This window comes from Pseudomonas sp. HB05, from assembly GCF_016756915.1.
Lineage (GTDB): Bacteria > Pseudomonadota > Gammaproteobacteria > Pseudomonadales > Pseudomonadaceae > Aquipseudomonas > Aquipseudomonas alvandae.
The window spans coordinates 492,930-511,868 of the sequence record NZ_JAESPG010000001.1 but is presented as its reverse complement, the minus strand read 5'-3'; the positions used below and the strand labels follow the sequence as shown (position 1 = coordinate 511,868).

The window sequence follows — 18,939 nt, the reverse complement described above, 5'->3', positions numbered from 1 at the left end:
ATTGACCGGGAACCGTAGGACAAGTTCCCACAAAAACTGAAAGGTCAATACGCGCAAAAAACACTATTTTGGAGCAAGCTCACGCAGGTGGCGTGCTACCGCAATCCATGCACCGATATAACCCAACAGCACCGCGCCAAGCAAGAGCGACAGACCGTCGGCGACTGGCACACCGGCCAGCGAAAAATCGCTGCCGTACAAACCGGCCAGACCCACTACCGCATCGTTCAGCCAATCCAGGCCGAACGCCAATACGCCCCAGGACAGGATCCCGGCACCGAAGCCATACAGCGCCCCCATATAAAGGAAGGGCCTGCGTACATAACTGTCCGTACCGCCGACGAGTTTAATCACTTCTATCTCGGTGCGGCGGTTTTCAATATGAAGACGAATGGTATTGCCTATCACCAAAAGTAATGCGGAAACCAGCAGCACCGTCAGGCCGAAGACAAACCGGTCGCCGAGCTTGAGTATCGCCGCAAGACGCTCGACCCAGACTAGATCAAGTTGTGCCTGTTGTACCTTCGGCAATTCGGAAAGTCTTTGTCTCAATGCTTCAAGGGTCGGCTTGTCGACCTCGTTCGGGGTCACCAGCACCACGCCCGGCAGCGGGTTTTCCGGCAGTTCCTTGAGGGCTTCGCCCAGGCCGGATTGCTGCTGGAACTCCTCAAGAGCCTGCTCGCGCCCCACGTACTCGGCATCGGCCACGCCCGGCATGGCCTTGATCTGCTCACGCAGCGCCTCGCCTTCGCCCGGCGTCGCATCCAGTTGCAAATAAAGGGAGATCTGCGCCGCACGCTGCCAGGAGCCACCCAGGCGTTCGACATTATTCAGCAGTAATGACAGGCCCATGGGCAAGCTCAAGGCCACTGCCATGACCATGCAGGTAAAGAAACTGCCGATGGGCTGCTTGCCCAGGCGCCGAAGGCTATCGAGCAGGCTGGCGCGATGGCTTTCGATCCAGGCATGTAGCAGCGTGGCGAAATCCGGACCGTCGTCATCGTCGCGTTTCTTTTTCGGCGGCTGCGGATCGGAGGCCTTGGGGGCTACACGCTCGGCCACTTTAGGGCTTCGGGTTGCGCTCATACACCTGCCTCCCCGTCACCGATCAGTCGACCGCGCTGCAAGGTGAGCATGCGATGACGCATGCGTGCGATCAGGGCCAGGTCGTGACTGGCAATCAGTACGCTGGTGCCCAGACGGTTGATGTCTTCGAATACGCCCATGATTTCTGCCGCCAGTCGTGGGTCGAGGTTACCGGTGGGTTCATCCGCCAACAGCAAGGCCGGACGATGGACGATGGCGCGGGCGATACCCACGCGCTGTTGCTGGCCGGTGGACAGGTCGCCCGGATAAAGGTCGGTCTTGTCCGACAACGCTACGCGTTCCAAGGCCGAATCCACGCGCTTGTTGATCTCGGCCTTGGACAACCCAAGGATCTGCAACGGCAGCGCGACGTTGTTGAACACCGTGCGGTCGAACAACAACTGGTGATTCTGGAATACCACGCCGATCTGGCGGCGCAAGAAGGGAATCTGGGCGTTGCTGATGGTGCTCAGGTCCTGGCCAGCCAACAGCAGCTTGCCGGTGGTGGGTCGCTCCATCGCCAGCAGCAGGCGAAGCAAGGTACTTTTACCAGCGCCGGAATGGCCGGTGACAAACAGAAACTCGCCCCGACGGACCCGAAAGCTCAGCTCATGCAAGCCGACGTGACCGTTCGGATAGCGTTTACCGACCTGTTCGAAACGAATCATGAATGCTCCCGCTCGGCAAACAATGCCTGGACAAAAGGCTCGGCTTCAAAGGTGCGCAAATCGTCAATGCCTTCGCCCACGCCGATGTAGCGAATCGGCAGGCCGAACTGCTTGGCCAGGGCGAAAATCACCCCGCCCTTGGCAGTGCCGTCGAGCTTGGTCAGGGCCAACCCCGTCAGTTCGACGGTCTGGTTGAATTGCTTGGCCTGGTTGATGGCGTTCTGGCCGGTACCGGCGTCCAGCACCAGCAGGACCTCGTGAGGCGCATCGGCGTCGAGTTTGCCGATTACCCGGCGGACCTTCTTCAATTCTTCCATCAGGTTGTCTTTGGTGTGCAGGCGACCGGCCGTGTCGGCGATCAGCACATCGATGCCCCGGGCCTTGGCGGCCTGCACGGCGTCGAAGATCACCGAGGCGGAGTCGGCGCCGGTGTGCTGGGCGATCACCGGGATCTTGTTGCGTTCGCCCCACACTTGCAGCTGTTCGACTGCGGCAGCGCGGAAGGTATCGCCGGCGGCGAGCATGACCTTCTTGCCTTCGAGTTGCAGCTTCTTCGCCAGCTTGCCGATGGTGGTGGTCTTGCCGGCACCGTTGACGCCCACGACCAAAATCACGAATGGCTTGTTCTGCGAGGCCACCACCAGGGGTTTTTCCACCGGCTTGAGCAGGTTGGTCAGTTCGCCTTGCAGGGATTTGTACAGTGCATCGGCATCGGTCAGCTGTTTGCGCGCGACCTTCTGGGTCAGGCTCTGGATGATCACGGAAGTGGCCTCGACGCCGACATCGGCGGTCAACAGGCGGGTCTCGATGTCTTCCAGCAATTCATCGTCGATGACTTTCTTGCCCAGGAACAGGCTGGCCATGCCTTCGCCGATGCTGGCGCTGGTCTTGGACAGGCCCTGCTTCAAGCGGGCAAAGAAGCCGACTTTGTTCTCTTCGGCCGGGACCTGAACCTCTACTGGCTCTGGCTCTGGTACAAGATCTGGAACCGGAGGCACGACCACGGCGCTCGGTGTTTCCTCCGGTTGCGTCGGGGCGGGAATTGGCGGGGTGACGTGGGGCGCCTGGGCGTCCTCCACCAGCGCGACCGGCTCTTCCGCCACGGGCAGGGTCAGCCAGGGCGTCTGCCCGGCGGGCGGAGTCAGGGGTTGCTCGAGCACCGGCTCAGCCACTGGCTCGGCTTCAGGCTCGGCCGGCTGCAATACCGGTTCGGCAATCGGCAGGACAATGGGCGCGGCCTCTTCGGCCACCGGCGCTTCGGCGGGCTCGGGCTGCGGTTGTGGCTGTTCGGCAACGGTTTCCTGCGGCTTCTTGCGCAGCCATCCGAACAGGCTTTTCTTCTCGCCAGCCGCAGCTGGGGTCTTCTTGTCGTCGTTGGAACCAAACATGGAGGACGGCTATCTCACGGTAGCGACGCGCCACGAGGGCGCCTCGGTGATAAATATTCGATGCTGAACAGACTGCGTTTCATCCAGCTTGTTCACGCGCAACAGATTGTCGAAATGTCGCCAGGACACCTCTTGGTCGATTTTTTCGAAGGACTGGTACGGCATCATCGGCGAAAACGCGGGGATCCACGAAAAAACCCAACGTTAATGCCCAGAACCCAGACAACCTTGGGCCGATAAAAGACCCGATAGGCGTGGCCGCCAGTAAAACGGACCGTTATCCTAGCACCTCCTCGCCTGCTGCGGCTAAGACCCGGCAGGCAGCCCAACAGGTTTAAACACGAATGAATGCTCTTGCCCGCTGCGCCGCTGGCCTGCTGCTCGGCACGGTCTGCCTGCCTTTTTCAGCCCTTGCTGCCGATCCACAACCCACCCACGAATTTACCCTCGACAACGGCCTGAAGGTCGTCGTTCGCGAAGACCATCGCGCGCCGGTGGTGGTATCCCAGGTCTGGTACAAGGTCGGTTCCAGCTACGAAACACCGGGCCAGACCGGTTTGTCCCATGCCCTGGAACACATGATGTTCAAGGGCAGCGAGAAAGTCGGCCCCGGCGAGGCGTCGCTGATCCTGCGCGACCTCGGTGCCGAAGAAAATGCCTTCACCAGCGACGATTTCACCGCCTACTACCAAGTACTGGCGCGCGATCGCCTGGGCGTGGCCTTCGAACTGGAAGCCGATCGCATGGCCAGCCTGCGCCTGCCGCCAGAAGAATTCAGCCGCGAGATCGAAGTCATCAAGGAAGAGCGCCGCATGCGCACCGATGACAAGCCGATGTCCAAGGCCTTCGAACGCTTCAAGGCCATGGCGTACCCGGCCAGCGGCTACCACACGCCGACGATCGGCTGGATGGCCGACCTGGATCGGATGACTGTCGAGGAGCTGCGCCACTGGTACGAGTCCTGGTACACCCCGAACAACGCCACGCTGGTGGTGGTCGGCGACGTGACGCCAGACGAGGTCAAGTCCCTGGCCCAGCGTTATTTCGGTCCGATTGCCCGGCGCCCGGTGCCGGTCGCGAAAATCCCGCTGGAGCTGGCCGAACCCGGCGAGCGCCAGATTACCCTGCATGTGCAGACCCAACTGCCCAGCGTGATGCTGGCCTTCAATGTGCCAAGCATCGCCACCGCGACGGACAAGGCGTCGGTCAACGCGCTGCGGCTGATCTCGGCCCTGCTGGATGGCGGCTACAGCGGCCGGATCCCGACCCAACTGGAGCGCGGCGAAGAGTTGGTGTCCGGCGGCTCGTCGAACTACGACGCCTTTACCCGCGGCGACACGCTGTTCACCTTGTCGGCAACGCCCAACACGCAGAAAAACAAGACCCTCGCCCAGGCCGAAGCGGGCTTGTGGCGCTTGCTTGAACAGCTGAAAACCACCGCACCGACCGCCGAGGAGCTGGAACGCGTCCGCGCCCAGGTCATCGCAGGCCTGGTGTATGAGCGCGACTCGATCACCAGCCAGGCCACCGCCATCGGCCAGCTGGAAACCGTCGGCTTGTCCTGGAAACTGATGGACAGCGAACTCGCCGAACTGCAAAGCGTGACCCCGCAGGATATCCAGAAGGCAGCCCAGCTGTATTTCACCCGCTCGCGCCTGAGCGTTGCGCACGTCCTGCCCGAGGAGAAAGCTCATGAGTGAGCGCAAATCATCGCGCCTGGTGCTGATCGGCCTGGTCTTGATCGCCCTGGTCGGCGCCCTGGCCTTTTACCTGGCACCTTCAAGCGCCCCCAAGGCCAGCCAGGCATTGGACAAAGCCAAGTCCAGCAGCAAACTGCAATCCCTGGCCGAACTGAACGACAAGGCGCCCAGTCGGCGCCAGCTAGACGTGCAGACCTGGAAAACCGCCGACGGCGCCAAGGTGCTGTTCGTCGAAGCCCGCGAGCTGCCGATGTTCGACCTGCGCCTGACCTTCGCCGCCGGCAGCAGCCAGGACGGCGACGCCCCCGGCCTCGCCCTGCTGACCAACGCCATGCTCAACGAAGGCGTAGCCGGCAAGGACGTCAGCGCGATTGCCCAAGGCTTCGAAAGCCTCGGCGCGGACTTCGGCAACGGCGCCTACCGTGACATGGCCGTGGCGTCCCTGCGCAGCCTCAGCGCAGCGGACAAGCGTGAGCCGGCGTTGAAGCTGTTCGCCGAAGTGGTCGGCAAACCGACCTTCCCCGCCGACTCCTTCGCCCGGATCAAGAACCAGATGCTCGACGGCTTCGAGTACCAGAAGCAGAATCCCGGCAAATTGGCGGGCCTGGAGCTGATGAAGCGCCTGTACGGCGAGCATCCGTATGCCCATTCCAGCGATGGCACCGCCGACAGCATTCCGCCGATCACCCTGGCCCAGGCCCGGGCCTTCCACGCCAAGGCCTACGCCGCCGGTAACGCCGTGATTGCGCTGGTGGGTGATTTGTCCCGCGCCGAGGCCGAAGCCGTTGCCAGCCAGGTCTCCGCCGCGCTGCCCAAAGGTCCGGCCCTGGCGAAAACTCCGGCACCGGCGGAGCCGAAGGCAAGCATCGGCCATATCGAATTCCCGTCCAAGCAGACCAACCTGATGCTCGCGCAATTGGGCATCGATCGCGACGACCCGGATTATGCGGCCGTTACCCTCGGCAACCAGATCCTCGGTGGCGGTGGTTTCGGTACGCGGTTGATGACGGAAGTGCGCGAGAAGCGCGGCCTGACCTATGGTATCTATTCAGGTTTCACGGCGATGCAAGCCCGTGGCCCGTTCATGATCAACCTGCAAACCCGCGCGGAGATGAGCGAGGGCACCTTGAAGCTGGTTCAGGACGTGTTCGCCGATTACCTCAGGAACGGCCCGACCCAAAAGGAACTCGAAGACGCCAAGCGCGAACTGGCCGGCAGCTTCCCACTGTCCACCGCCAGCAATGCCGACATCGTCGGCCAGCTCGGCGCCATGGGTTTCTATGACTTGCCGCTGAGCTACCTGGAAGACTTCATGCGTCAAACCCAGGAACTGACGGTTGAGCAGGTGAAGACCGCACTGAACAAACATTTGAGCACCGACAAAATGGTCATCGTCACCGCTGGCCCGAGCGTACCGCAAAAGCCGTTGCCGGCCCCCACTGACAAACCTGCCGAGCAGCCGCTCGGGGTCCCGGAGCATTAATGGCCCGCCCATCCAATCCCAGCAAGAAACCCGCGCACAACGGCGTGAACCAGTTGCGCATCATTGGCGGCGAATGGCGCAGCAGGCGCCTGAGCTTCCCCGATGCCCCTGGCCTGCGGCCGACCCCGGACCGGGTGCGCGAAACCCTATTCAACTGGCTCGCCCCTTACGTGGCGGGCGCCAAGGTCCTCGATCCGTTTGCCGGCAGCGGCGCGCTGTTTCTCGAGGCGCTGTCCCGTGGCGCCGCCATGGGCCAGGCGCTGGACGCCAGCAACGTGGCGGTTTCCAGCCTGAAGGAACACCTGGGGACCCTGCGTTGCACCGTTGGCCAGGTGCAAACCGCCGATGCGTTGCGCTACCTCGACAGCCAACCGGCGACGGCCTTCGACCTGGTGTTTCTCGACCCGCCTTTCAACCAGAACCTGTTGCCGGCGGTCTGCGCCTTGCTCGAGGAACGTCAGTGGCTGGCCGAGGATGCCTGGGTCTACACTGAAAGCGAAACCGCCCCGTCCACCCTGGGCTTGCCGGGCAACTGGCGCTTGCACCGCGAGCAGAAATCCGGACGGGTGTATTACGCCTTGTGGCAGCGTCTGACAAAGGACATTGGCTGAACGGCTGACCAGTGCATCGAGAATAATAATGATGTCCGCCGCATCCGAACGTTTCGCCCCGGCTCCGGGGCTCGGCAATCCACACCTGCAAACCTTGTGGGGCCCCTTGTGGCGCAAGACCACGCACATCGCTCGTCAACGCGAGCGCTTGTGGCTCGAGGATGGCGATTTCCTCGATCTCGACTGGTACGGCCCCCACAGCGCCGAAGCGCCATTGGTACTGGTGCTTCATGGGTTGACGGGCTCTTCCAACTCCCCTTACGTGGCCGGTTTGCAGCAGGCTCTCGATCGCCAGGGCTGGGCCAGTGCAGCCTTGAACTGGCGCGGTTGCTCGGGCGAGCCGAACCTGTTGCCCCGCAGCTATCACTCTGGCGTCAGCGAAGATTTGGCAGCCGCCCTTGCTCATCTACGAGCCCGGCGACCCTTGGCGCCATTGTTTGCAGTGGGTTATTCACTGGGCGGCAATGTGTTGCTCAAGCACTTGGGGGAAACCGGCAGCAACAGCCAGTTGCAAGGCGCGGTGGCGGTCTCGGTGCCGTTTCGCCTCGACCAGTGCGCCGATCGCATCGGCCAGGGATTTTCCAAGTTCTACCAGGCGCACTTCATGCGGCAACTGGTGGCCTATGTGCGCAACAAGCAACGCCAGTTCCTGCACGACGGACGTCATGAGGGCCTGGCAACCCTGGCGGCGCTTGGCCCGCTGGAGAACATGCGCACCTTCTGGGATTTCGATGGCCGGGTAACGGCGCCGCTGCATGGGTTTTCCGACGCAGCGGATTATTACCGTCGTGCCTCCAGCCGTTACTTCCTGGCGGATATCAGCACGCCGACCCTGGTCATCCAGGCCGCCGACGATCCGTTCGTGTTCCCCCACAGCCTGCCCGAACCCGGCGAGTTATCAACCTCGACCCAATTCGAGCTGCACGCCAGGGGTGGGCATGTGGGGTTTGTCGATGGAACCTTGCGGTGTCCAGGGTATTACCTGGAACGGCGCATTCCGGATTGGCTGGCCAGCCTGGGTCGCGGGTGACTAAGACACGAATCTGCCCAAAGCCCATGTGGGAGCGAGCTTGCTCGCGATAGCGGTGGTCAGCCGCATTGAATTTGACTGACGCACCGTCATCGCGAGCAAGCTCGCTCCCACATTGACCCTCCCACATTGCCCCTGAGCAGCTGTTACTCGCCCTTCGCCACACCGCGCTGAGGATCATTGATCCACTCACTCCACGAGCCAGCGTACAGCCGCCCCAAGGGATACCCGGCCAGGCTCAAGGCAAACAGGTTATGGCACGCCGTCACGCCAGAGCCGCAGTAGGCCACCAGCCCAGTCGGCGAGCGATCGCCCAGTTTTTCGGCGAAGCGCTGCTTGAGCTGGTCGGCCGGCAGGAACCGGCCATCCGCGCCGAGGTTATCGGTGAAGGCCGCGCATTGCGCTCCCGGGATGTGTCCGGCCACCGGGTCGATCGGCTCGACTTCGCCCTTGAAGCGCGGCAGCGCTCGTGCGTCCAGCAAGGTCATGTCCGGCTGGCCAAGGCGTTGCTGCAGCGTGTCGGCATCGACCAGCAAATCCGCATCCGGCGAACCACTGAAGGTCCCGGCCGACGTGGCAGGCGGATCCAGGCTCAGGGGCAAGCCGGCCGCGTGCCAGGCCTTGAGCCCTCCGTCGAGGAGATACACGCCGTCCCGCTTGCCCAGCCAGGCCAGCAGCCACCAGGCCCGGGCGGCATAGGCACCGGGGCCATCGTCATACAGCACGATGTCGCTGTCGTTGTTGATGCCCCAGCTCTGGAGGCGCGCGATCAAGGCGCCAGGACCGGGCAAAGGGTGGCGCCCGGTCACACCCTTTAGAACCTGCCCGCTCAAATCCCGCTCCAGGTCCGCGAACGACGCACCGGCGATATGGCCCTCGGCGTAACTGCGCTGGCCATAGTCCGGATCATCCAGGGCAAAACGACAATCAAGGATGACCAACCCGGGTTGCGACCGCCTCTCTTCAAGGGCCTGGGGGCTGATAAGTTGCGCGATGGGCATGGTGAGCTCCTGAGATTGAAACAAGGGAGGGCCGAACCTACTGCCCCTCCTCAAGGGTCTGGGCCAGCGGGACGTAAAACTCTTTGAACAGATCATCCACCGCTTCACGGGCTCCGTCGGTCACAAAACCCGCCTCCAGCACCAGCACTTGATAGACACCGCGCTTGATCGCCTGCTCGCTCAGATGGCTGGAGTTTTCCCGGGTCGTGCAGAGGAAACGTACCCACGAGGTGAGGATAATCCAGGCATTGAGGGTCAGGGATTCGATCTGCACCCGGTCCATCTTCAGGATGCCGGCAGCGACGAAGCCTTCGTAGATCGCGGTGCCATGGATCAGGCAGCGCTGGGAGAAACGTCGATAGCGAGCCGCCAGCTCCGCGTCGCTGTCGAGCAGATGCTCCAGGTCCCGATGCAGGAAACGGTAGCGCCACATCGCTGACAGCAGTTCCTGCAGATAGAAGCGCTTGTCGTCCACCGTGGCCGCGCGGCCCTGGGGCGGGCGCAGGAAGCTGTCCACCAGGTTTTCGTATTCGCTGAACAGCACGGCGATGATCGCCTGCTTGTTGGGGAAATGGTAATAGAGGTTGCCCGGGGACATGTCCATGTGGGCAGCAATGTGATTGGTGCTGACACTGCGCTCGCCCTGCCGATTGAACAACTCCAGGCTGTTCTGCACGATGCGCTCGCTGGTTTTTATTCGTGGGGCCATGGCTTGGGCTTTAATTCAAAAGTCAGTGGGAGGCATCTTACGACCTATCGGTCACGGGATAAAACCCAAGCAATTTTACAGGTCCTCATTTGACTTTCTAGAGTATTAGCTCTAGAAAGCACCGACTCCAATAATAAATCCGGTGCCCACCATGCCCGCCGACGTTGCTTACCTGCACGAGTCCCAACAGCAACTGGAAGAGCTCCGAGCATTGTTCGATGCCCAGCGCCTGGCCTACACAGCCCATCCGATGCCACCGGCTGAACAGCGCCTGCAATGGCTCAAGGCATTGCGCGAACTGTTGAGCAATGATCGGCAGGCGTTGATCAATGCGATCAGCCAGGACTTCAGCCACCGCAGTCCAGACGAAACGCTACTCGCCGAGCTGATGCCGAGCCTGCATGGCATCCATTACGCCAGCCGGCACCTGAAGGGCTGGATGAAACCCTCCCGACGCAAGGTCGGCGTGGCGTTCCAGCCGGCGTCGGCCAAGGTCGTCTACCAGCCGCTGGGCGTTGTCGGAGTCATCGTGCCTTGGAACTATCCACTGTTCCTGGCCATCGGGCCGTTGGTGGGGGCGCTGTCGGCGGGCAACCGAGTGATGCTCAAGCTCAGCGAGTCGACGCCTGCCACCGGCTTGCTGCTCAAGCAATTGCTGGCCCGGGTCTTTCCCCAGGACCTGGTGTGCGTCGTGCTGGGCGAAGCGGACGTCGGCGTTGCGTTCTCCCGGCTGCCCTTCGACCACCTGTTGTTTACCGGCGCCACCAGCATCGGCAAGCATGTGATGCGTGCCGCTGCTGAAAACCTCACCCCCGTTACCCTTGAGCTGGGCGGCAAGTCCCCCGCCATCGTGTCCGAGGATGTCCCACTCAAGGACGCCGCCGAGCGCATCGCCTTCGGCAAGACCCTCAATGCCGGACAGACCTGCGTCGCGCCCGACTACGTGCTGGTGCCGCAGAACCGCGTCGGGGCGTTCGTCGAGGCGTATCGTGAGGCGGTCCGTGGTTTTTATCCGACGCTGGCTGACAACCCGGACTACACCGCAATCATCAATGAGCGACAGCTGGCACGGCTCAACGGCTACATCAGTGATGCCACCAGTAAAGGCGCCTTGCTGATCGAGCTGTTCGACCAGGGCCAGGGCCGACGCATGGCCCATAGTCTGCTGCTCAACGTAACGGATGACATGACCGTCATGCAGGACGAGATCTTCGGCCCGCTGCTGCCGATCGTGCCTTATACAGATTTGAACCAGGCGTTTGCCTACATCAATCAGCGACCTCGCCCGCTGGCGCTCTACTATTTCGGCTACAACAAGGCCGAGCAGAATCGCGTACTCAATGAAACCCATTCCGGTGGCGTCTGCCTGAACGACACGCTCTTGCACGTGGCCCAGGACGACATGCCGTTCGGTGGCATTGGTGCCTCAGGGATGGGGCACTATCACGGACACGAGGGTTTCCTGACCTTCAGCAAGGCCAAGGGCGTGCTGGTGAAGCAGCGGTTCAACGCCGCGAAACTGATCTATCCGCCCTATGGCAAGCCTTTGCAGAAATTGATCCAGAAGCTGTTCATCCGCTGACAGTGCTTCCCAGGGGAATAACAATAATGAACCCGAGCCTGACCGATACGCCCACCCTGTCGCGGCGGGGCTTGCTGCACTTGAGCCTCGGCGCCGGCGTGTTTCTCGCCACGGTCGGATTGGGAGCCACGTTGAGCGGTTGCTCCACCAGCCAGCCGGCCAGCGGCCTAGTAGCATTGCGTGACAGTGACCTGCCATTTTTGCGTGCGGTCATTGCGGTGATGCTGAACGGCGCCGTGACGGCGCAAACGCTCGACGCCGCCACCAACGCCACGTTGCAGAGCCTGGATCGCGGCCTGGCGCATCTGTCCCCGTCCATGCTCAAGCTCACACGCCAGCTCTTCGATGTGCTCACGCTGGGTATCACTCGCGGGCCACTGACCGGGATCTGGGGTGCGTGGGAAAACGCCAGCACCGAGAACGTCCAAGCGTTTCTGGCACGGTGGGAAAACAGCTCGCTGAGTTTGTTGCGCCAAGGCCACGGATCGTTGCTGCAAATGGTGATGATGGCTTGGTACAGCTGCCCCGAATCCTGGGGCCATTGCGGATACCCAGGGCCGCCAGTGGTTTGAAGCAAGATCCAATCCCTGTGGGAGCGGGCTTGCCCGCGAATGCAGTTATACATTCTCCCCTGTGCAAGCTGATCCACCGCCTTCGCGAGCAAGCCCGCTCCCACAAGAGCCTGTCGCAACCTACTCACAACAAGAGGCCCCGAACATGCCCGTACCCGACCCGTTCCGCGAAGGCCTCGCCCGTGGCTGGACCACCTACAACGGCGCGCAACTGGCCGAGGACCTGACGCTGGAAGCCGATGTGGCGATCATCGGCAGCGGCGCCGGCGGTGGTACCACGGCGGAGATTCTCAGCGCCGCCGGCTACAAGGTGCTGCTGATCGAGGAAGGCCCGCTCAAGACCAGCCATGACTTCACGCTGCGCGAGGACCAGGCCTATACCAGCCTGTACCAGGAGGGCCTCGGGCGCATGAGCAAGGACGGCGCCATTACCATTCTCCAAGGGCGGGCGGTGGGCGGCACGACCTTGATCAACTGGACATCGAGCTTTCGCACGCCTACGCAAACCCTTGAGCACTGGGCCGCCGAGCACAACGTCAAAGGTCACAGTGCCGCCGAAATGGCGCCTTGGTTCGAACGCATGGAGCAGCGCCTCGGTGTAGCGCCCTGGCTGATACCACCCAACGCCAACAACGACGTGATTCGCAAGGGCTGCGAGCAACTGGGCTACAGCTGGCACGTCATCCCGCGCAACGTGCGCGGTTGCTGGAACCTGGGTTATTGCGGCATGGGCTGCCCGACCAACGCCAAGCAGTCGATGCTCGTCACCACGATACCTGCCACGCTGGACAAGGGTGGCGCGCTGCTTTACCTGGCGCGAGCCGAGCGTCTGACGATCAAGAACGACACCGTCGACGGCCTCGAATGCCAAGCCATGGACGAGCGTTGCGTGGCGACGACCGGGCGACGCATCACCGTCAAGGCGCGGCATTACGTGCTTGCCGGTGGCGGCATCAACAGTCCCGCCCTGTTGCTGCGCTCCGATGCGCCAGACCCTCACGAGCGCCTGGGCAAGCGTACGTTCCTGCATTTGGTGAACATGTCGGCCGGCCAGTTCGATGAAGTCATCAATCCGTTCTACGGCGCGCCGCAATCGATCTACTCGGATCACTTCCAATGGCAGGACGGTATCACCGGAAAAATGTCCTACAAGCTTGAGGTGCCGCCCTTGCATCCCGCATTGGCCGCCACGCTGCTGGGAGGCTTCGGCGAGGAAAATGCCAGGCACATGGCGCACCTGCCCCATACCCACGCCATGCTGGCGTTGTTGCGTGATGGCTTTCACCCCGACAGCCCCGGCGGTACCGTCGAGTTACGCAGCGACGGCACGCCGGTGCTCGACTATCAGGTTTCGCCCTATGCGTGGGACGGTCTGCGCCGAGCGTTCCACAGCATGGCCGAGATTCAGTTTGCCGGCGGGGCCAGGGCGGTCATGCCGATGCACAGCGATGCCCATTATGTGAAAACCCTGGCCGAGGCACGGGTGATGATCGACGGGCTCGACCTCGCCCTCTACCGCACGCGCCTGGGCAGCGCCCATGTCATGGGCGGCTGTGCCATGGGCGAAGATCCAGGCTCAGCCGTGGCCGACAGCCTTGGCCGCCACCACCAATTGGGCAACCTGTCGATCCACGACGGCTCGCTGTTCCCCACCAGCATCGGCGCCAACCCACAGTTGTCGGTGTATGGGCTGACGGCGAAACTGGCGTCGAATCTGGCCGAACGCCTGAAAAATTCATGAAAATATGCACCATTCGCAGCGTCTATAGTTCTTTTCTACGCAACAGCCGACTTGGCCGACCGAGAAGGCTGCGATACCATCCGACTCCCCAACGCACTCCCGCCAGGACGACGCGATGAACCGAGTGTTGTACCCAGGTACCTTCGACCCTATTACCAAGGGCCATGGCGATCTGGTCGAACGCGCCTCGCGCCTGTTCGACCATGTGATCATCGCCGTCGCCGCCAGCCCGAAGAAAAACCCGCTGTTCCCGCTGGAACAACGTGTGGAACTGGCCCGTGAGGTCACCAAGCACCTGCCCAACGTGGAGGTGGTCGGCTTCTCGACGCTGCTGGCGCACTTCGCCAAGGAAAAGAACGCCAACGTGTTCCTGCGCGGCCTGCGCGCGGTCTCGGACTTCGAATACGAATTCCAGCTGGCGAACATGAACCGGCAACTGGCACCGGACGTCGAAAGCCTGTTCCTGACGCCGTCGGAACGCTATTCCTTCATTTCCTCGACCCTGGTTCGGGAAATCGCAGCGTTGGGTGGCGACATCACCAAGTTTGTCCATCCGGCCGTGGCCGACGCGCTGACCCTGCGTTTCAAGAAATAACCTGCCGGTGCTGCGAGTCGCCTCGCAGCACGGCGCAGTCCATCGCGCCCGCGTGCACTGCGCTCGCCAATGCGGCACAATTGCGCCCATACGTTTTCAGATGCCCGGGCCCAATGCCCCGGCAGGAGCCTGCATGTCCCTGATCATCACCGACGACTGCATCAATTGCGACGTCTGCGAACCCGAATGCCCGAACGAAGCCATTTCCCAAGGCGAAGAGATCTACGTCATCGACCCGAACCTGTGCACCCAATGCGTCGGCCATTACGACGAACCCCAGTGCCAGCAAGTCTGCCCGGTGGATTGCATCCCGTTGGACGAAGCGCACCCGGAGACTGAAGAACAGTTGATGGCGAAGTATCGCAAGATTACTGGCAAGGCTTGAATTTTCAGGGGCCCTACTGGCCTCATCGCGAGCAAGCTCGCCCCCACAGGGATTGCTCTGCTTACATTATTGGCGGCTGACGCAAACTACTTGTGGGAGCGAGCTTGCTCGCGATGAGGGCGTCAGCCGCGCCCAATGCTCAATCCTGCCGCTCAAACCCCTCCCCGATACACCCCAGGCAACGCACGAAGGTAGCCTTCGCCGGATCCACCACCAGCGCCTTCCCCGCATCGCCAACCCCACCGCCCAGCGCGGTAAAGGGCAACGACACGACAAACGCCCCGGCGCCAATCACGGTGGCAGCCAGCAGCAACGGCCGTGCAATCAGCAAATCGCCGATCATGGCGTAGGCCGGCGGATTCTGGATGGTGTAGCGCGGGTCACCGCTCTCGGTGTTCGCAAAGGCAGGCAAACTGGCACCCAACGAGAGCGCCAGAACGATAGGTCGAAGCAGATTCATGAGGCCATCCTTCGGCTAAGCAGTCTGATAACTGACTATAGACCGTAGGACAAATCATCTCTGGCAGCGTGGACACCAGACGCTGGCGCGCTGGCCCAGGCGGATTTCCCGCAGCCCCGTGCCACAGGCTTTGCACAACTCCCCGCCCCGACCGTAGACGAACAGTTCCTGCTGGAAATAGCCCGGCTGGCCATCCCCGCCGATGAAGTCCCGTAGCGTGGTGCCGCCGCGCTCGATGGCATGGGCAAGGATGCGCTTGATCTCGATCGCCAGTTTCAAATAGCGCGCCCGCGAGATGCCTCCCGCTTCACGCCGCGGGTCGATCCCGGCGGCAAACAGCGCTTCGGTCGCGTAGATATTGCCCACGCCCACCACCACCGCGTTGTCCATGATGAACGGCTTGACCGCCATCGAACGCCCGCGCGACAGCTGGAAAAGCCGTTCGCCATCGAACAGGTCGGTCAAGGGCTCGGGGCCGAGGCGAATCAACAGCTCATGATTGAGCGGATCCAGGCTCCAGAGCATCGCGCCGAAACGGCGAGGATCGGTGTAGCGCAAGGCCAGGCCGGACTCCAGCTCGATGTCGACATGCTCATGCTTGGCGGCTGGCATGCCGATTTCAACCAGGCGCAAGTTGCCGGACATACCCAGGTGGCTGATCAACGTGCCGACCTCGGCGTTGATCAACAGGTACTTGGCACGGCGCTCCACCTGCACGATGCGCTGGCCCGAGAGCCGCACGTCGAGATCCTCCGGGATCGGCCAGCGCAGGCGGCGGTCACGGACCACCACACGACTGACCCGTTGGCCTTCAAGATGGGGCGCGATGCCTCGACGGGTGGTTTCGACTTCCGGCAGTTCTGGCATGGGGTTCTCGAATCAGGCGAACGTCGGCACTCAACGAGTGGCCAGGTCGCGAATTTCCTGTTTCTGGGTCTGGAAGTCATATTCCGACAACCCGATGTAATCGAGCACCAGCGGCCCGACGCTGTCCCACTCGTGATCGTCGGCCTGATTGCCCAGCACACGATGGGAGGCGCAAATGTTCTCCGACATCTTGAGGATCGCCAGCAGGTTCTTCAGCGGGCTGTTATTGCGCGACGTTTCGTCACTGAAGATCGCCAGGGCGTTGTGGTGATTGGCGATGGCCTGGCTGACGTGATCCGGCAGGCGCCAGGATTTGGATGTGTAATAACCGACCACCGCATGGTTGGTGTTGAACACGCGGTTCTCGGTGTCGACCACCCGGCACTCGGCGCTGGCATTGGCGTAGGCCTCCTCCAACACGCTCATGTAAGTGGGGAATTGCTTGAGCATCAGCGGTATGCCGCAATCATGGAACAAGCCCAGGGCATAGGCTTCGTCACCGTTCTGCAGGCCGACGCGCTTGGCGAGGGTCAGGCAGGTCATCGCCACATCCTGGGCGGTATCCCAGAAACGATTCAAGGTGACGATCGTGTCATCGTGCAATTCGCCCTTGATGGACTGCGCATTGATCAGGTTGATGATCGAACGGCTGCCCAGCAGGTTCACCGCGCGCTGGATCGAAGTGATTTTGTTGCTCAAGCCGTAATACGGCGAATTGACGATCTTGAGCAACGCGCCCGAGAGCCCTGGGTCCTGGGAAATCAGCTTGGCGATGGTCTCAAGGTCCGGGTCGGGCATGTACTGCTCCATCTGCAAATCCACCATGATTTGCGGCTGGGGCGGGACACTGATGCCTTGCAGGGATTGTTGGATCTGTTCGGCGGAAAGCTCTTTGGACATGGGTACGCACTCTGGGCCAGGCGGGGATTCTAACGCTTAAAGCGCAATCCGATACACCGCCGGGTAGCTCGGCGGAACTTTCATTAAAGCCTCGGCTTCGGATTTTGTAGAGCCGACAGCCAAGCCTGCATACAGGCTTAGGTCGGCAGCCTACCTACTCAGCTTGAGGAGATTTTTCATGCCTGGCTCCCTGAATGACAAACGCGTGGCCATCCTGGTGACAAACGGTTTCGAACAGGCCGAACTGACCGGCCCCAAGCATGCGCTGGAGCAGGCCGGGGCCAAGGTGGAGATTGTCTCGGCCAGCGAAGGCCAGGTCAAAGGCTGGAACCATGACAAACCGGCCGACGACTTCAAGGTCGACCTGACCTTCAAGGCCGCCAATATCGACCAATACGATGCCGTGGTGCTGCCCGGCGGCGTACAGAACTCCGACACCATCCGCATCGACACCGACGCCCAGAACCTGGTCAAGGGCTTCGACGCGGCGGGCAAACCCATCGCGGTAATCTGCCACGGCGGCTGGTTGCTGGTGTCGAGCGGATTGGTCAAGGGCAAGACCATGACCAGCTACAAAACCCTCAAGGACGACCTGGTCAACGCCGGAGCGAATTGGGTCGACCAGGAAGTGGTCAAGGACGGAACCTGGATCAGCAGCCGTCAACCCGACGACATTCCGGCGTTCAATCGCGAGCTGATCAGCGCATTGTCCGCGTGACCCATGGTGGCGAGGCGAGCAAAGCTCCCTCGCCGCATGTCCACCACAAGCCCCGCGATGGTTGCAACACGGTATACTCCCGCTCTTTTTTCCGGAGCGACGTCATGTCCCTGCCTAGCCTGCGCCTCAAAGCCAACGCCGACCGTCGCCTGCGCGCCGGCCACTTGTGGGTCTACAGTAACGAAATCGATGTAGCCGCCACCCCGTTGCACGGCTTCAAGGCCGGCGACCAGGCAATCCTCGAGGCCGCGGGTGGCAAGCCGCTGGGCATCGTCGCGATGAGCCCCAACAACCTGATCTGCGCGCGCCTGCTGTCCCGCGATGCGAAGCTGCCACTGGACAAGTCCCTGCTGGTGCATCGCCTCAATGTGGCGTTGTCGTTGCGCGAGCGGCTGTTCGACAAGCCTTTCTATCGCCTGGTCTACGGTGACTCCGATCTTCTGCCGGGCCTGGTGGTCGACCGTTTCGGCGATATCCTGGTGGTGCAGATCGCCTCCGCCACCATGGAAGCCCATAAAGACGACGTGATCGCCGCGCTGACCCAAGTGCTCAAGCCCAGCGGCATCCTGTTCAAGAACGACTCCGCTGCTCGTGACGCCGAAGGCCTGGAACGCTACGTCGAGACCGTGTTCGGCCTGGTGCCGGAATGGGTCGCCCTCGAAGAGAACGGCGTGAAATTCGAAGCGCCAGTCATCCAAGGCCAGAAAACCGGCTGGTTCTACGACCACCGCATGAACCGCGCACGCCTGGCGCCGTACGTCAAAGGCAAACGTGTACTGGACCTGTACAGCTACATCGGCGGCTGGGGCGTGCAAGCCGCGGCGTTCGGCGCCAGTGAAGTGTTCTGCGTCGATGCTTCGGCCTTTGCCCTCGACGGTGTCGAGCGCAACGCCGCACTGAATGGTGTCGCCGAAAAAATGACCTGCATCGAAGGCGACGTGTTCGAAGCCCTCAAGGAACTGAAGGCCAGCGAAGAACGCTTCGATGTGATCGTGGCCGACCCGCCGGCGTTCATCAAACGCAAGAAAGACATGAAGAACGGCGAAGGCGCCTACCGCCGCCTGAACGAGCAAGCCATGCGCCTGCTCACCAAGGACGGCATCCTGGTCAGCGCCTCGTGCTCGATGCACCTGCCCGAAGACGATCTGCAGAACATCCTGCTGACCAGCGCCCGGCATCTGGACCGCAACATCCAACTGCTCGAACGCGGCGGCCAGGGACCAGACCATCCGGTGCACCCGGCCATCGCCGAAACCCGCTACATCAAGAGCATCACTTGCCGGTTGTTGCCTAATAGCTGAGGCCGGGCGGGGCCAGTGCCGTAGCGCTGTGCCCCGCACATTCGAATTCCATGCTGATCGCGGCCTTGGCTGCGATTTTTTTGCGCGTCTGGAAAGTACTGCATTGAAGTTTCTGTAAGAAGCTCCCCACGACATTATTAGA

19 protein-coding genes are annotated in these 18,939 nt (G+C 61.9%); 11 read left to right on the top strand and 8 right to left on the bottom strand.

What is annotated here, in order from left to right; translation table 11 throughout:
* Positions 1-63: 63 nt before the first annotated feature.
* The 3 genes from ftsX to ftsY are packed head-to-tail and all read right to left on the bottom strand — an operon-like array spanning position 64 to position 3,142.
* A complete protein-coding gene (gene ftsX / locus JMN22_RS02370) occupies positions 64-1,086 on the bottom strand; it encodes a permease-like cell division protein FtsX (RefSeq protein WP_030137922.1) in 1,023 nt (340 codons plus the stop codon).
* Positions 1,083-1,754, bottom strand: coding sequence for a cell division ATP-binding protein FtsE (ftsE, locus tag JMN22_RS02365; protein ID WP_030137923.1), 672 nt, complete (start codon positions 1,752-1,754; stop codon positions 1,083-1,085). The genes ftsX and ftsE overlap by 4 nt, the downstream gene beginning before the upstream one ends.
* Positions 1,751-3,142 carry a signal recognition particle-docking protein FtsY gene (ftsY, locus tag JMN22_RS02360; protein WP_030137924.1) on the bottom strand — a complete coding sequence of 464 codons (1,392 nt, stop codon included), beginning with the start codon at positions 3,140-3,142 and terminating at the stop codon, positions 1,751-1,753. The genes ftsE and ftsY overlap by 4 nt, the downstream gene beginning before the upstream one ends.
* A gap of 344 nt (positions 3,143-3,486) precedes the next feature.
* On the opposite strand from ftsY, the gene JMN22_RS02355 reads away from it, so the two are divergent.
* The 4 genes from JMN22_RS02355 to JMN22_RS02340 are packed head-to-tail and all read left to right on the top strand — an operon-like array spanning position 3,487 to position 7,966.
* The gene (locus tag JMN22_RS02355; RefSeq protein ID WP_030137925.1) at positions 3,487-4,842 is read left to right on the top strand and encodes a M16 family metallopeptidase; all 1,356 of its coding nucleotides are present in this window, start codon (positions 3,487-3,489) and stop codon (positions 4,840-4,842) included.
* Complete coding sequence (locus JMN22_RS02350) at positions 4,835-6,325, top strand: M16 family metallopeptidase (protein WP_198796884.1); 1,491 nt, start codon at positions 4,835-4,837, stop codon at positions 6,323-6,325. Before JMN22_RS02355 ends, JMN22_RS02350 begins: the two co-directional genes overlap by 8 nt.
* The gene (gene rsmD / locus JMN22_RS02345; protein WP_030137927.1) at positions 6,325-6,936 is read left to right on the top strand and encodes a 16S rRNA (guanine(966)-N(2))-methyltransferase RsmD; all 612 of its coding nucleotides are present in this window, start codon (positions 6,325-6,327) and stop codon (positions 6,934-6,936) included. Before JMN22_RS02350 ends, rsmD begins: the two co-directional genes overlap by 1 nt.
* Before the next feature lie 31 nt (positions 6,937-6,967).
* Positions 6,968-7,966 (top strand): hydrolase, encoded by a 999-nt coding sequence (locus tag JMN22_RS02340; RefSeq protein ID WP_030137928.1) that lies wholly within the window; start codon positions 6,968-6,970, stop codon positions 7,964-7,966.
* A 146-nt stretch (positions 7,967-8,112) separates the two neighbouring features.
* Here the strand turns inward: JMN22_RS02340 and JMN22_RS02335 are convergent, their stop codons facing one another.
* Complete coding sequence (locus tag JMN22_RS02335; RefSeq protein ID WP_198796885.1) at positions 8,113-8,967, bottom strand: sulfurtransferase; 855 nt, start codon at positions 8,965-8,967, stop codon at positions 8,113-8,115.
* A 37-nt stretch (positions 8,968-9,004) separates the two neighbouring features.
* The gene (locus tag JMN22_RS02330) at positions 9,005-9,676 is read right to left on the bottom strand and encodes a TetR/AcrR family transcriptional regulator (RefSeq protein WP_198796886.1); all 672 of its coding nucleotides are present in this window, start codon (positions 9,674-9,676) and stop codon (positions 9,005-9,007) included.
* Between the two features lie 151 nt (positions 9,677-9,827).
* Between JMN22_RS02330 and JMN22_RS02325 the strand changes: the two genes are divergently transcribed.
* From JMN22_RS02325 to JMN22_RS02305, 5 genes are all read left to right on the top strand, one after another.
* Positions 9,828-11,258, top strand: coding sequence for a coniferyl aldehyde dehydrogenase (locus tag JMN22_RS02325; protein ID WP_198796887.1), 1,431 nt, complete (start codon positions 9,828-9,830; stop codon positions 11,256-11,258).
* A gap of 26 nt (positions 11,259-11,284) precedes the next feature.
* Positions 11,285-11,830 (top strand): twin-arginine translocation pathway signal protein, encoded by a 546-nt coding sequence (locus JMN22_RS02320; protein WP_198796888.1) that lies wholly within the window; start codon positions 11,285-11,287, stop codon positions 11,828-11,830.
* A gap of 145 nt (positions 11,831-11,975) precedes the next feature.
* A complete protein-coding gene (locus JMN22_RS02315) occupies positions 11,976-13,571 on the top strand; it encodes a GMC family oxidoreductase (protein ID WP_198796889.1) in 1,596 nt (531 codons plus the stop codon).
* A 115-nt stretch (positions 13,572-13,686) separates the two neighbouring features.
* Positions 13,687-14,166 (top strand): pantetheine-phosphate adenylyltransferase, encoded by a 480-nt coding sequence (gene coaD / locus JMN22_RS02310; protein WP_007897855.1) that lies wholly within the window; start codon positions 13,687-13,689, stop codon positions 14,164-14,166.
* A 133-nt stretch (positions 14,167-14,299) separates the two neighbouring features.
* Positions 14,300-14,551 (top strand): YfhL family 4Fe-4S dicluster ferredoxin, encoded by a 252-nt coding sequence (locus JMN22_RS02305; protein WP_003206534.1) that lies wholly within the window; start codon positions 14,300-14,302, stop codon positions 14,549-14,551.
* 139 nt (positions 14,552-14,690) lie between these two features.
* Here JMN22_RS02305 and JMN22_RS02300 read toward each other — a convergent pair whose 3' ends face one another.
* From JMN22_RS02300 to JMN22_RS02290, 3 genes are read right to left on the bottom strand one after another with little or no spacing between them, the layout of a single operon-like run.
* Positions 14,691-15,011: a multidrug transporter gene (locus tag JMN22_RS02300; RefSeq protein WP_198796890.1), complete on the bottom strand. Its 321-nt coding sequence runs from the start codon at positions 15,009-15,011 to the stop codon at positions 14,691-14,693.
* A gap of 54 nt (positions 15,012-15,065) precedes the next feature.
* Complete coding sequence (gene mutM / locus JMN22_RS02295) at positions 15,066-15,878, bottom strand: bifunctional DNA-formamidopyrimidine glycosylase/DNA-(apurinic or apyrimidinic site) lyase (RefSeq protein ID WP_030138374.1); 813 nt, start codon at positions 15,876-15,878, stop codon at positions 15,066-15,068.
* A 30-nt stretch (positions 15,879-15,908) separates the two neighbouring features.
* Positions 15,909-16,778, bottom strand: a complete 870-nt coding sequence (locus JMN22_RS02290) for an HDOD domain-containing protein (protein ID WP_198796891.1) — start codon at positions 16,776-16,778, stop codon at positions 15,909-15,911.
* A gap of 178 nt (positions 16,779-16,956) precedes the next feature.
* Here JMN22_RS02290 and JMN22_RS02285 point away from each other — a divergent pair, with 178 nt between their 5' ends.
* Positions 16,957-17,496 carry a type 1 glutamine amidotransferase domain-containing protein gene (locus JMN22_RS02285; protein ID WP_198796892.1) on the top strand — a complete coding sequence of 180 codons (540 nt, stop codon included), beginning with the start codon at positions 16,957-16,959 and terminating at the stop codon, positions 17,494-17,496.
* Positions 17,497-17,600: 104 nt separating this feature from the next.
* Positions 17,601-18,797: a class I SAM-dependent rRNA methyltransferase gene (locus tag JMN22_RS02280; protein WP_030138377.1), complete on the top strand. Its 1,197-nt coding sequence runs from the start codon at positions 17,601-17,603 to the stop codon at positions 18,795-18,797.
* Positions 18,798-18,939 lie beyond the last annotated feature (142 nt).